Origin of the sequence: Actinophytocola sp. (genome assembly GCF_035762905.1) — a bacterium.
Taxonomy (GTDB): Bacteria; Actinomycetota; Actinomycetes; order Mycobacteriales; family Pseudonocardiaceae; genus DASYTH01.
Map to the genome: position 1 here is coordinate 23,237 of NZ_DASUCC010000044.1, position 13,206 is coordinate 36,442.

The window sequence follows — 13,206 nt, forward strand, 5'->3', positions numbered from 1 at the left end:
ATGTCAGGCCTCCCTTCGTGCGCCGCGCAGCTGCACGAGGTAGGCGATGACGGCGGTGAGCACACCCATCACGATGGCGACCGTGGCCGAGTAGTTGTACTGCTGCCCCTCGAAGGACAGGTTGTAGGCGTACACGTTGGGCGTGTAGTGGCTGGTGATCACGTTGGGCGCCAACGGTCGCAGCAGGTTCGGCTCATTGAACAGCTGGAAGCTGCCGATGATCGAGAAGATCGTGGCGATCACCAGTGCCCCGCGCAGCGCCGGCAGCTTGATGCTGTGGATGATCCGGAACTGCCCGGCACCGTCGATCGCCGCCGCCTCGTACCGCTCGTGCGGGACGACCCGCAGCGCGGAGTAGAAGATCAGCATGTTGTAGCCGATGTACTCCCAGGTCACGATGTTGGCGATCGAGGTGAGCATCCAGCTGTCGGACAGCGGCTGGATGACCTCGGTGCCGAACAGCTTGTTCAGGTCGGCGGCCAGGCCGAACAGGTCGCCGTACATGAACCCCCACATCAGCGTCGCCACGACGCCGGGCACCGCGTACGGCAGGAAGATCACGATCCGGAACATGCCGGCGGCGTGCAGCCGGGCGCTGTCGATCGCCAGGGCGGCGAGCAGCGCGAGCAGGAGCATGATCGGCACCTGGACGGCGAGGAAGCGCAGCACCCGGCCGAACGCCTCCCAGAACTTGGCGTCGCCGAAGACCACGGCGTAGTTGTCCAGCCCGACGAACGCGGTGCCACCGAAGAACAACTGCTCGCGGAACAGGCTGAGCTGGATGCTGTAGACGATCGGCGCGATGAAGGCCAGCGCGAACACGAGCAGGAACGGCGCGACGAAGATCCAGCCGCGTTGGTCCCAGTGCCGGCGCGGCGTGCCGGGACGGCGGGCGCCTGGCATGCCGCTGGCCGGGGCGGGTGCGGACAGCACGGTCGCAGCGGACGCCATCGTCCCTCCGCTACCTCATGGGGACCGGGTATGCGGTGATCGATGTTAACGTCAACATCGACGAGCCGAAGGCTAGTGTGCTGACGTCAACATGTCCAGAACCGAGGAGAGCCCGGTGGAACGCGGCCCATCCATGGCGGACGTGGCGCGGGAGGCAGGCGTGTCCGGCCAGACCGTGTCCCGCGTGCTGAACGGCCGCGCCAACGTCGACGCGACGACCAGGCAGCGGGTGCTCGAGGCGATGCGGCTGGTCGGCTACCGACCCAACAGCGCGGCCCGGGCGCTGCGCAACGGCAAGTTCCGCAGCATCGGCGTGATCATGTCCGGGCTGTCCACGTTCGGCAACAGCCGTACCCTCGACGCGGTCGCCTCCGCCGCCGTGGCCCGGGGTTACTCGATCACGCTGATGCACGTCGGCCAGCCGACCCAGGGCGAGGTAGCCGGCGCGTTCAGCAAGCTCAACGAGCACGCGGTGGACGGCGTGGTGGTCCTGATCGAGCAGTACGAGCTGGACCAGAGCGAGATCGAGCTGCCAAGCCGGCTGCCGGTGGTGGTGATCGACTCCAACCCGCGCACCGACCACACCATGGTCAACATCGATCAGGCGCAGGGTGCCGTGCTGGCCACCAGCCACCTGCTCGAGCTTGGCCACGAGACGGTCTGGCACATCGCCGGGCCGGCGCACTCCTACGCGGCCGAGCGCCGCGAGCAGGCCTGGCGGGCCACGCTGCGCCGGCATGGCCGCCGGATCCCCCCGGTGGTCACCGGCGACTGGACGGCCGAGTCCGGCCACGCCCAGGGCGGCGCGCTGTGCCGCGACCCGGAGGTGACGGCGGTCTTCGCCGCCAACGACCAGATGGCCCTCGGGCTGCTGCGCGCACTGCACGAGCACGGCCGGGCGGTACCGGGCGAGGTCAGCGTCGTCGGCTATGACGACATGGCCGAGGCGGCGCACTTCTGGCCGCCGCTGACCACGGTCTGCCAGGACTTCGCCGCGATGGGCAGCCGGGCCGTGGACACCCTGGTCGCCGAGATCGGCTCCGGCGAACGCACGGTCACCTCGATCATCGTGCCGACCAGCCTGGCCGTCCGGGCGAGCACCGCGCCGCCGCCGTGATCGCCTTCGACGAGCCGACCGGCACCTGGGTCCTCAGCACACCGGCCAGCAGCTACGCGCTGCGCCGGGGCGAGGACGGACCGCGGCATGTCTACTGGGGACCGCGGCTTCCGCCGGAGCGGATCGCGCGGCTGCCGGTTCGGGCCCGGGCCCGGGACGAGATCATCGGCGACGAGCTGCCCGGTGAGGGCGGCGAGCGGTTCGGCCTGGCGGCGCTGCGGCTGGCGTTCGCCGACGGCACCCGGGCGGTCGACTGGGTCCACAGTGGACATGAGATCGACGGCGGGCACCTGGTGATCCGGCTGTCCGACCGGCACCATCCGGTGCGGCTCGAGCTGCACTACCGGGTGCACGAGGACACCGACGTGCTGGAGCGCTGGGCCGTGCTGCGGCACACCGGCACCGACGAACCCGTTGCGGTGGAACGGTTCGACGCCGCCGCGTGGACCCTGCCGCCGCGGCCGGACTACCGGCGCAGCCACGTGACGGGGGAGTGGTCGGCCGAGTTCCAACTGCACCGGGCGCCCGTGGCGCACGGCGAGACCACCATCGTCACCCGGCAGGGCACCGCCCGGCACCAGTCCAACCCGTGGCTGATGGTGGACACCGGCGAGGCGACCGAGGAGCACGGCGAGGTCTGGTCCGTCGCCCTCGCCTGGAGCGGCACCTGGCGGATCACCACCCGGCGCACCCCGGGCGACGACCTGGTGATCACCGCCGGGGCCGGGCACGACGGCACGGTGCGGCGCCTGGATCCCGGCACCGAGATCCGGACTCCGCCCTGTCTCGGCCTGTACTCCCGCGGCGGCTTCGGCGAGACCAGCCGACGCTGGCACTCCTTCGTCCGGCAACACATCCTGCCCCGGCCCGACGAGCCGCGCCCGGTGCTCTACAACTCGTGGGAGGGAACCTGGTTCGATGTCAACGAGGCCACCGTCCGCGAACTGGCAACGGCCGCCGCCTCGCTCGGCGTCGAGCTGTTCGTCCTGGACGACGGCTGGTTCGCCGGCCGCACCACGGACGCGGCCGGCCTCGGCGACTGGTGGCCGGACCCGGACCGGTTCCCGCACGGTCTCGGCCCGCTGATCGCCGAGGTGCACCGGCTGGGCATGCGGTTCGGGCTGTGGGTCGAGCCGGAGATGGTCAACCCGGACAGCGATCTGTACCGCGCACATCCCGACTGGGTGCTGCACATGCCGCATCGCCCGCGCACCGAGATCCGCAACCAGCTCGTCCTCAACTTCGCCCGCCCGGACGTGGTCACCTGGGCGCACACCTGGCTCGACCGCCTGCTCCGGGACAACGCGGTCGATTTCCTCAAATGGGACATGAACCGCCCGTTCACCGAGGCGGGCTGGCCCGCCGGCCCCGACCCGCAACGACTGTGGTTCGCCCACACCGAAGGCGTCTACACGATCCTCGACCGGCTCCGGGCCGACCACCCCCGCCTGCGCATGGAAACCTGTGCCAGCGGCGGCGGCCGCGTCGACCTCGGCATCCTGCGCCGCACCGACCAGGCATGGACATCGGACAACACCGACCCGGTCGACCGGATCGCCATCCAGCACGGCTTCTCCCAGCTCTACCCCGCCCTGATCATGGGGTCCTGGGCCAGCCAAAGCCCCAACCCCCTCAACAACCGCCCCACCCCGTTGCGATTTCGGATGCACGTCGCCATGGCCGGTGTCCTCGGCATCAGCGGGGACCTCCGCACTTGGTCCACAGTGGACATCGCGGAGGCCGCCACGCTCATCGCCCAGTACAAGCAGATCCGCCCCATCGTCCAGCACGGGCACTTGTACCGGCTGACCCCCACGGACCACGATGTGACCGCCGTCCAGTACGTCACCGACGACCGTGCCGAAAGCGTCGTGCTGATCTGGCGCCGATTCTCCCGGCCGAGCCGCGCCACGCGCCCGCTACGCCTGGCCGGCCTCGACCCGGCCGCCACCTACACCACGCCCGACGGCAGCCACCACGGTGGCGACGTGCTGCTGCATCACGGCATCGACCCCGACCTACCCCCTGGGGACCACGCAAGCACGCTGGTCCGCCTGCGCCGGTCAGGTTCGTGAGCCGGGTTTACCGCACCACCACCTCGCGGGCGGTTTGGTCGCCGCCGAGTTCGGCGGGGAGGTAGGCCTCGATGAGGTAGCTGCCGGGATCGAGGCGGCGGCCCAGGGAGGTCTCGAAGAAGACCAGGTTGCCGGGGAGGGACGGCTGGCCGCCGTTGGTCAGCGGCACGGCGAAGGTGTGCTGCTCACCGTCGGGGAAGGTGATCCGGGCGGTGACCTCGAACTGGCCGGGGTGCAGCGGTTCGTCGCCGGTGTTGGCCGCGGTGATCAGCAACTGGTCCTGCTCGGCGAAGTAGTCGATCGCCGAGTCCTCGGTGAAGAACCGCGCCTCCGCGCCCTGCTCGACGTAGGTGTGCGGCTCCCGGCCGTCGGTGCTCGGCGGGCGCGGATCCTCCTCGCGCAGCGCCGCCCAGGTCTGGTTGCCGACCACCCCGTCCACCAGCAGTGGCGGCCGCTGGTCCCCCTGGAAGGCCACCACGGCCGCGCGCACCGCGTTGTCGAAGTTGCCGTCCACCGGGAGCGGGCCATACCCCAGGGTGTTCAGCCGCATCTGCAGGTACTCGACCCAGCCGTCCACGCTCTGATCGCCCAGTCGCAGCGTCGGTTCGTCCGTCTCGCCCGGCGGGGCGAACTCCGGCTCGTCGGTGCCACCGCCGGTGATGGTGAACAGCGCCGCCGCCGCGTGCTTGTCCGGGGTGATCTCGCTCGCGGAGCTGAACGACCCGGCCGCCGGCCCGTCCAGCGAGGCGCTGCTGGTGTTCTCGCCCTCCTCGGGGTTGTCCCACAGCAGGGTCCAGAGCGCGCCACCGGCTTCGCCCACGTGGTAGCGCACGAATCCGGAGCAGCCGGTCCTCTTGTCCTCGGTCTCCGAACTGGTGAACGCGAAGGCCTCGCCGGGCGGGATCTGCTGGGCCACCTCGGACTGGAACCTTCCGGTGAAGCTGCCGCTGTCCAGCAGGAACAACGGCTCGCTGCTCTGGTTGCTGATGGCGACATCGACGAAGTCCTCAGCGGTCTCCGGCTTTCTGCCACCGCCGCGCCGCCGGGAGATCGTGTAGACCGCCGGCACGTTCTCCTCGCCAGCACCGATCTGGTCCAGTGCGAGGAAACCAGCCGCACCCGCACCGTCCAGTGTGGACTCGCTGGTGTTGTCCGCACTTTCCGGGTTGTCCCACCCGATGGTCCACTCGCAGTCGTCGCCGACCTGGTACTTCAGGAACCCCTTGGAGCCGGGCGCGCCGCGGTCGGTCTCGAACGAGGCGAACGAGTCCGAGTCGCCGGCCGGGATCTCCAGCGCCGGCTGGGTGACGAAGCCGCCGTGGTCGTGACCCTGGTCGAGCAGGGTCAGCGGCACGTCGGTGCGGTTGCGGACCTCGATCAGCACGGTGCTCTTGAGGCCGGCGTCCGGGGTCTCCTTCTTCTTGGTGCCTCCGCCGCCCCCCGGGCCCTCCAACTCGAACTTCGCCTCGGTCTCGTTGCCGTCGCCGATCCTGGCGCGGGAGACGAACGTCGCCGGGTCGAGGCCCGCCATGTCCCCGCTGCTGCTCGGGGTGCCGACCTCCGGGATGCTCCACTTGATCGTCCACGTGCCCTGCGGGGTCGTCGCGCCCTCCGGGAACACGCCGTAGGTCACCTGCCCGACCGCGCCGCGCAGGAAACCCGTGTCGTGCGAGACGAAAGCGTCGGCGCGGTTCGGCGCGATCTCGTCCTCGGGCAGCGTGGCGAACCCGCCGCTGGAGTGCTCGTCGCTCATCCGCTTGAGCGTGCTGCCGGTGTCGTTGATGACCTCGACCAGGCACTTCTGCTTGGAGTCCAGGCTGGTGAAGACCTCGAACACCTTGCCGGCGATGTCGGTCGGGCTGCCCATGGGCACCTCCCTGCGCACACGTTCCCGAACCTGGAGTCTCGTGCGTGCCCGCCGGCCGCCCGAGGTCCGAGAGGGCAGCCAATCGGGCGGGATGTCAGGCGATTCCGCCGCCGGGCCAACCGGGGTGCGGGTGACCAGCCCGGATCAACCACATCAGCGGTTCAGGATCGAGCACGCCAATAGGTTGCTCGCCACCAGTAAAGTACGGTCCGGTCAGCCGGCCACGGTGCGTCTTTCCCACCCTCCGCTTCAAAGTTGTCTATTTCTGGATCGGCCGGTCGAAAGCCGGTATCGAACGGCTCGTCCTGACTCGGCTGCCGCACCGATTCGCGGAAGCGCAGATCGCTCGCTCCATGCTTGACATAGTTCGCTTGCGCCGCCAGAAGTGACGCCTTGTTGGCGCCTCCTGAATACGACGGCCAGCGAAGCTGAACTACGTCATCCTCCCAGAAACATATGGCACATACCCGGTGCGATCCCGGTGGATCACTATGCACCATATGGCCGCAGCAAGGGCATGGAAACCGACTGATCTGGCGGTTCATGTCTCAGCGGGTGGCGCGGGGATCGGCGTGTAGGGAGCCGTCCAGGCGGATGGTGATGAACTCGTTGTCGTCCGGCTGACCGGGGGTACGGCCGGAGGAGAACGGGAAGTTGTTGTCGTTGAGGACGCCGAGGGTGCGGTCGTCGAGGATCACGATGTCCTCGATGGTGGTGAACGGGAAGCGGAACGGGTCGCCGAACCCGCCGATGCCACGCGGGTTGGCCAGGTTGAGCAGGTCGGCTACCGGCGTCTTGTCGAGTTTGCCGTCGCGGTCGCGATCGCGCTTGTCGGCCAGGTAGATCTTCTTGACCCGGGCGTCGGCACCCTGCCCGCCGTCCCGCTCGATCACCAGCAGGCGGTGCCGGTCCACGGTGACCGCGTCGCCGACCGCGAACGCCGGGTCGTCGAGCCGGTAGGACCAGCGGCGGCCGGTGTAGCGGCCGGTGGCCAGGTCGAACTCGTTCAGGCGCAGGCTGCCCGGCTCGTCCCCGGCCACCGTGCCCTCAAGCAACGCGTCCAGGGTGCGCCCGTCGACCGACCGGGCGAGGCCCTCGAATCCCTTGCTGCTGGCCAGGTTCGGCGGTCCGGCCGGATTCTCCGGCGCGATCACCCCGGGCAGCGGCACGGGCGGGGCGAGCAGCCGGCCGGCCCGGTCGAAGTGCAGCAGGTACGGCCCGAACTCGTCGCCGATCCAGTAGCTGCCGTCGGCCAGCCGCACGATCGACTCGGGGTCGAGGTCCGCTCCGGTGAGCACCCGGTCCGGCCGGGTCAGCGGGAACGGGACGTGGCCGTGCGGGTCGGTCAGGTTGATCCCGCCGAGTACATCGACGCTGCCGGAGCCGAAGTTCGGCCCGATCCGGTGGATCCGCAGCACGAAGTCGGCGCTGTTGGCCCGGTTGCCGTAGCCGTTGTCGGACAGCACCTCGAACGTGCCGTCGGCGTTGCGCACGACACCGCTGAAGCCCTGCACGGGCTGGTCGGCGAACGGCAGGGGCACACCGTTGACCGGGGCCGTGCCCAGCGCGGCGCCGGACGGCTCGCTGGCCGGTACGAAGGTCGTGGCGGGCAGCGCGGCGAACTGGGTGAGGACGGCCCGGCCGAACCCGCCGTGATCCGTTGGGGCGGCGGCCGACCCGGGCGTGGTCAGGAGCACCGATGCGAGCGCTACGAGCCCGATGACCAGCGGCTTCCTCATGATGATCTCCCTACTGCGATCGGCTGCGCGACACGGTAGGCCAGCCGGGTGAACGCGGAGTGGACGCGACGTTCGACCCGGATGACGTCATACCCCTGGTGGTGAAACAATCTCGACATATACATACATCGGGTGAAAGGGTGACGACATGCGCCGGTTGCTCGCCCTGTTCCTGATCCTGGCCGGCCTCGCGGTCGCGGTGCCGGCCTCCGCCGATGTCGACGCCGTGGCGTACGGGGCGTTCCGGATCGTCCGGTCCGTCCCGGGCACACCGGCGACGCCGGAGATCATGCTGCCCGAGGGGTACACGTTCGTCGCCGGCTCCCAGTATCGGGTGGCCAGCCGCGCCGAGTACTACGCCTTCATCCAGGGTCCGCCGAGCGGCGTAGTGCCGATCTCCGTGCGCTGGCCCGGAGTCGACGTCGGCACCGTGGTCTCCGGCAAGAACCGGCTCATCCCGACCCCGGATCCGAACGACCCCGGGCTGCTCGGCTTCACCGTCCCGGTCACCGCCAGCACCATCAACGCGTTGCAGCCGACCCTGCAGGTGTTCAGCTATCCCAGCGCATCCACCGAAAGCGGGATGTACTGGCGGATCGAGCACAACGACCCGGACCGGGCTGCCGGCGTGTGGACCCAGGTGCGCTGGCCGGCCGCCGAGGCCCGCACGTTCCTCAACCACCAGGTCGCCGTGGCCGAGGTGCTGCGCGACGCCGGCCTCGCCGCGGAAGCCGCCCGGCGCGGGCACTTCTACGCGCTGATGGGCTTCGAGACCAACAACACGCTGCACCAGGACAATCCCCCGCACTGGCACCTGTCCTACTACCCGGGCCGGGACTTCAGCGCCCCCCGCGCGCACGTGCCGCACTTCTGGATGGATGCCGCCGGTCGCACCTTCTACAACGGCATGGACATCCAGGGGCAGGGCCGAAGCCGTTACTACGCCGGAGATCCGGCGCCCATCCGGGACGTCGAGGGCAGCACCCTGGTCACCCTCACCATCCGCGCGGACGGGGGCCTGGACATCGACCCGCCGGCCGGTCCGCGCTACTCGCTGTCCACCGGTGCCGGGTTCCCGACCGAGGTCGTGGTGTCCCGGGCCGGGGTGCCGTGGCTGTCGGTGCGCGCCAACGACGATGTGCGGACCGGCATCCTGGTCATCCGCACCACCGGGTTGGTGCCCGGCGCCGAGTTCCGGCAGAGCACGATCTACACCTATGACCCACTCACCGGCGCCATCCTCGGCAGCACCACGAAGCGCGACTGACCGCGACTTCACCGTTTTCTGGTTCGGTCAGACGCTTTCCGAACTGGGCAACGCGTTCGCGCTGGTGGCGTTGCCGCTGCTGGTGTTGCACGCCACCGGTTCCGTGGCGCAGATGGGTCTGCTGACCGCGGTCGCCGGAGCCGCCTCGATCGTCACCGGCGTGTTCGCCGGCTCGGTGGTCGACCGGCTGGACCGCAGGCGGCTGATGATCGGTTGCGATCTGGCCAGGATGGCGCTGTTCGGCCTGATCCCGGTGGTATGGGCGGTCAGCCCGCAGGTGTGGCTGCTGTTCGTGGTGATGGCGTTCAACTCGGTGTTCGAGATGACGTTCAGGATCGCGTACGTGACCGCGGTGGCGAGCCTGGTCGACGCCGACCGTCTGGTTGCCGCCAACGGCCGGTTGGAGACGACCAACGCGGTCGCCTTCATCGCCGGTCCGGTGCTGGCCGGAGCGGTGTCCGGCTGGTGGGGCCCGACCGTGGCGATCGCGGTGAACGCCGGGAGTTTCGCGGTGTCGGCGCTCGCGCTGGCGGCGATCCGGTTGCGCCGCGGCCAGCCGGCTCCGGCACCGGATGCGGGGTCTGTCCGGGAGGGTTTCCTTGTGGGCTTCAGGTTTCTGTGGCGCACGCCGGTGCTGCGCGCGGTGACGCTGCTGCTGACCATGATCAGCTTCGTCAGCCTCGGCCTGATCGACGTGGTGATCTACCACCTGCGCACCGGGCTCGGCGGCACCGACGGGGTGGTCGGCCTCGCGCTCGGCGCCGCGGGCGCGGGCACCGTGGTCGCCGCCGTGCTGGTGCCGGGACTACGCCGCAGGCTCGGGTTCGGCCCGTGCTGGCTGGGTTCCTATGTACTGTGCGGAATCTCGGTGGCGCTGCTGGGGTTGTCGGGCAGCGTGCCGGCGGTGGCCGTGCTCGTCCTGCTCTACACGGTGGGCATGGGGGTGGCCGGGATCTGCTCGATGTCGCTGCGCCAGGCGATCACCCCGGACCACCTGCTCGGCCGGGTCACCTCGGCGTTCTGGACCCTGCACACCGCGCTCGCCCCACTCGGGGCCGCCGCGCTGACCGCACTGGTCGGCGCGGTGGGCGTACGCGGCCCCCTCCTTGCGGTCGGCGGCGTGTTCCTCGCCGTCGTGGTGATCGGCCTGGCCACCCCGATCCGCCGGCGGTTCCCCGAGCACGGTCAGGAGATCCTGCGGCGGTAGAGGACCATGGCGACGAGGTAGGCGACGATGAGGATGGCGACGCACCAGGTGAGGGCGATCCAGATGTCGGTGCCGACCGGTCGTTGGGCGAACAGGTCGCGGATGGCGTTGACGATGGATGTGACCGGTTGGTGTTCGGCGAATGCGCGGACCGGGCCGGGCATGGTGCCGGTGGGCACGAAGGCCGAGCTGATGAACGGCAGGAGGATGAGCGGGTAGGAGAACGCGGTCGCGCCGTCCGCGGATTTCGCCACGAGGCCGGGGATGACGGCGATCCAGGTCAATGCCAGGGTGAACAGGACCAGGATGCCGGTGACCGCGAGCCAGGCCAGGAATCCCGCTCCGGTGCGGAAACCCATGAGGAAGGCGACGCCCACGACGATCACGAGCGAGATCAGATTGGCGACCAGCGAGGTCAGCACGTGCCCCCACAGCACGCCCGACCGGGCGATCGGCAGGGACTGGAAGCGCTCGAAGATGCCGCTCTTCATGTCGTTGAAAAGTCGGAAAGCGGTGTAGGAGACGCCCGACGCGATCGTGATGAGCAGGATGCCGGGCAGCATGTAGTTCACATACGAAACCGAGTCCGTGTTGATCGCGCCGCCGAAGACGTAGACGAACAGCACCATGATGGCGATCGGCATGATCGCGGTGGTGATGATGGTGTCCGGGCTGCGCGTGACGTGGCGCAGGGATCGTCCCAGCAGGACGGCGGTGTCGCCGGTGAAATGCGTGGTGGCCATCGTCGGTCCTCAGTTCTCGGCGCTGCCGTTGCTGTCTTCGCCGACGAGGGCGAGGAAGACGTCCTCCAAGGTCGGCTGCTTCTCGATGTACTCCACCTTGGCGGGTGGGAGCAGTTTCTTGAGTTCGGCGAGGGTGTCGTTGACGATGATCCGGCCCTTGTGGAGGATCGCGATCCGGTCGGCGAGTTGTTCGGCCTCGTCCAGGTACTGCGTCGTGAGCAGCACCGTCGTGCCCTGCCCGGCCAGCTTCTTGACGCTGTTCCACACCTCGATGCGCGCCTGCGGGTCTAGCCCGGTGGTCGGCTCGTCGAGGAAGATCACCGGCGGGTTCCCGATGAGGCTCATCGCGATGTCCAGGCGGCGGCGCATCCCACCCGAGTACGTCGACACCCGCCGCGCGGCCGCGTCGGTCAGCCCGAACCGCTCCAGCAGGTCATCGGCGATCCGGCCGGGATCCTTGAGATGCCGCAGCTGGGCGATGAGCACGAGGTTCTCCCGCCCACTGAGGATTTCGTCGACGGCGGCGAACTGCCCGGTCAGGCTGATGGACTCGCGCACGTCCGCCGGTTGCCTTGCGACGTCGAAGCCATCGACGCTGGCCATCCCCGCGTCGGCCTTGAGCAACGTGGCCAGGATCTTCACGACCGTGGTCTTGCCGGCCCCGTTGGAGCCGAGCAGCGCGAAGATGCTGCCCCGCGCCACGTCGAAATCCACGCCGCGCAGGACATGCAGCTTCTGATACGACTTTTCCAGGCCCTGCACCTGGATCGCCGGCTCGGAGGTCGGGCGCGCGGTCATCAGGGCCGCTCCTCCGCTGCGCGCGCGATGGCGTCGGTCAGCCGCTTGCGCTCCCGGTTGGTGACGTAGCCGCCCGTGGTGTAGTTCTGGACGAACGCCTCGACGAACTCCACCGGGTCGTTGCCGACGATCTCGCGGATCGGTGTTCCGTTCGCCGCGGCCTGTTCGAACAGGTCGGCGAGGTCTTCGAACATCGACCCGACGCTGCCGGCATCGGTCGGCACGAAGTGCATCAGGTACCGCTCGATCGCTTCGACCGCCGCGCCGTAGTTCGGCGGAAGTCGCTTCACCCGAGCCTTGTACTCTCGCCATTGCCGCTTGGGCCCGATCACCCGGGAGATGAAGCCGCCATTTTCGACACCGGACAGGGTTACTTTCCTCCTTCGCGGAGCTGTTCCAGACGTTCCGTGAGGAAGCTCCACGTCCTCCAGAACTCATCGAGGTATTCCCGTCCCGCGGCGTTGAGCGAATACACCTTGCGCGGCGGTCCCTTCTCCGACGGCACCTTCTCCACGTCGACGAAGCCGCGCTGCTCGATCCGGACCAGCAGCGCGTAGATCGTGCCCTCGGCGATGTCGGAGAAACCCTGATCCCGCAGCCACGCCGTGATCTCGTAGCCGTAGGCGGCCCGGCCGGACAGGATCGCCAGGACGATGCCCTCCAGCACGCCCTTGAGCATCTCCGTCGCCTGCTTGCCCACCGAACACGCTCCTCGGACTACTCAGTTGCATTGAGTACCGGTAGATAGTATCACCGAATAGCGAGGGCGCAAGCCAGCCTGGCCACCCGTCACGAACGCGCGACTGGTCACCACTCCGCCGTGGCCCGCCACGCGGTGCCCCTGAGGCCGGGTGTGGCAGCGGCGAGCCACCGCATTGATCAGCCAGCGGTCGCTGGCCAGGGTGGTTTCCCGGCCAGCGACCGCCGTTGATGGAGCTAGCCGCAGCTTCCACTGATCCATTTGTGTGAGCGGAGTTGATATGTTCCGGCGAGGTTGCCCCCGTGCTGGTTACGGGTGCAACCGATACGGGAGTTGTAGTTGGTCTGTGTGTAGTAGGCCACGCCGGTGGATCCGTCGCTGCTGGTGCCGAGGTTCATGACCGACGCCACGTTCTTGGTTTTCGCCCAGGAACACACGACGCCCCCGCTGGTCCAGTCCGGGTCGGCGATGTCCCAGATGCACCGAGAACCGGTCCCGTTCCTTCCGGTCCAGAAACAGATGTGGAACTCGCTGCATTCCCACGCTTGCAGCCCCGCGCCGGTCTGGTCATCCCAAGCCACCAGTTGGCTGCCGGGTGCGGCCGGGGCGGCGGCGGCCTGGGTGACCGGCGCGATAACGGCAGCCATGACGATGACCGCCGCCATGATCCCCCTTCGCAAGATGTTCATGTGAATTTTCCTTTCCTTCCAGTACGAACAGCATTCTCATGGTGCTCAATATC

Annotated in this window: 13 protein-coding genes; 4 read left to right on the forward strand and 9 right to left on the reverse strand. The window is 69.0% G+C overall.

The annotated features are described in order from the left end of the window. Positions 1-3: 3 nt before the first annotated feature. On the reverse strand, positions 4-951 hold the full coding sequence (locus tag VFV67_RS08525; RefSeq protein ID WP_326468590.1) for a sugar ABC transporter permease: 948 nt from the start codon (positions 949-951) through the stop codon (positions 4-6). A 133-nt stretch (positions 952-1,084) separates the two neighbouring features. Between VFV67_RS08525 and VFV67_RS08530 the strand changes: the two genes are divergently transcribed. Then, the gene (locus VFV67_RS08530; protein ID WP_326468689.1) at positions 1,085-2,068 is read left to right on the forward strand and encodes a LacI family DNA-binding transcriptional regulator; all 984 of its coding nucleotides are present in this window, start codon (positions 1,085-1,087) and stop codon (positions 2,066-2,068) included. After that, positions 2,065-4,143 (forward strand): alpha-galactosidase, encoded by a 2,079-nt coding sequence (locus tag VFV67_RS08535; protein ID WP_326468591.1) that lies wholly within the window; start codon positions 2,065-2,067, stop codon positions 4,141-4,143. The genes VFV67_RS08530 and VFV67_RS08535 overlap by 4 nt, the downstream gene beginning before the upstream one ends. A gap of 7 nt (positions 4,144-4,150) precedes the next feature. Here the strand turns inward: VFV67_RS08535 and VFV67_RS08540 are convergent, their stop codons facing one another. The 3 genes from VFV67_RS08540 to VFV67_RS08550 form a co-directional block, all read right to left on the reverse strand. Next, positions 4,151-6,010 carry a peptidoglycan-binding domain-containing protein gene (locus VFV67_RS08540; RefSeq protein ID WP_326468593.1) on the reverse strand — a complete coding sequence of 620 codons (1,860 nt, stop codon included), beginning with the start codon at positions 6,008-6,010 and terminating at the stop codon, positions 4,151-4,153. 161 nt (positions 6,011-6,171) lie between these two features. Then, positions 6,172-6,555 carry a CPCC family cysteine-rich protein gene (locus tag VFV67_RS08545; protein ID WP_326468594.1) on the reverse strand — a complete coding sequence of 128 codons (384 nt, stop codon included), beginning with the start codon at positions 6,553-6,555 and terminating at the stop codon, positions 6,172-6,174. A 3-nt stretch (positions 6,556-6,558) separates the two neighbouring features. Continuing rightward, complete coding sequence (locus VFV67_RS08550) at positions 6,559-7,749, reverse strand: esterase-like activity of phytase family protein (protein ID WP_326468595.1); 1,191 nt, start codon at positions 7,747-7,749, stop codon at positions 6,559-6,561. A gap of 148 nt (positions 7,750-7,897) precedes the next feature. On the opposite strand from VFV67_RS08550, the gene VFV67_RS08555 reads away from it, so the two are divergent. Both VFV67_RS08555 and VFV67_RS08560 read left to right on the forward strand, forming a co-directional pair. Further along, positions 7,898-9,016, forward strand: coding sequence for a hypothetical protein (locus VFV67_RS08555; RefSeq protein ID WP_326468596.1), 1,119 nt, complete (start codon positions 7,898-7,900; stop codon positions 9,014-9,016). Then, positions 8,967-10,223, forward strand: a complete 1,257-nt coding sequence (locus VFV67_RS08560) for an MFS transporter (RefSeq protein WP_326468597.1) — start codon at positions 8,967-8,969, stop codon at positions 10,221-10,223. Before VFV67_RS08555 ends, VFV67_RS08560 begins: the two co-directional genes overlap by 50 nt. Here VFV67_RS08560 and VFV67_RS08565 read toward each other — a convergent pair. The 5 genes from VFV67_RS08565 to VFV67_RS08585 form a co-directional block, all read right to left on the reverse strand. After that, on the reverse strand, positions 10,202-10,966 hold the full coding sequence (locus tag VFV67_RS08565) for an ABC transporter permease (RefSeq protein ID WP_326468598.1): 765 nt from the start codon (positions 10,964-10,966) through the stop codon (positions 10,202-10,204). The genes VFV67_RS08560 and VFV67_RS08565 overlap by 22 nt on opposite strands. 9 nt (positions 10,967-10,975) lie before the next feature. After that, entirely contained in the window at positions 10,976-11,764 is a 789-nt protein-coding gene (locus VFV67_RS08570) for an ABC transporter ATP-binding protein (protein WP_326468599.1), read from the reverse strand. Next, on the reverse strand, positions 11,764-12,096 hold the full coding sequence (locus tag VFV67_RS08575) for a DUF1048 domain-containing protein (protein ID WP_326468600.1): 333 nt from the start codon (positions 12,094-12,096) through the stop codon (positions 11,764-11,766). The genes VFV67_RS08570 and VFV67_RS08575 overlap by 1 nt, the downstream gene beginning before the upstream one ends. Before the next feature lie 38 nt (positions 12,097-12,134). Next, positions 12,135-12,464, reverse strand: coding sequence for a PadR family transcriptional regulator (locus tag VFV67_RS08580; protein WP_326468602.1), 330 nt, complete (start codon positions 12,462-12,464; stop codon positions 12,135-12,137). Positions 12,465-12,700: 236 nt separating this feature from the next. Continuing rightward, complete coding sequence (locus VFV67_RS08585) at positions 12,701-13,153, reverse strand: peptidase inhibitor family I36 protein (RefSeq protein ID WP_326468604.1); 453 nt, start codon at positions 13,151-13,153, stop codon at positions 12,701-12,703. Between the last annotated feature and the right edge of the window lie 53 nt (positions 13,154-13,206).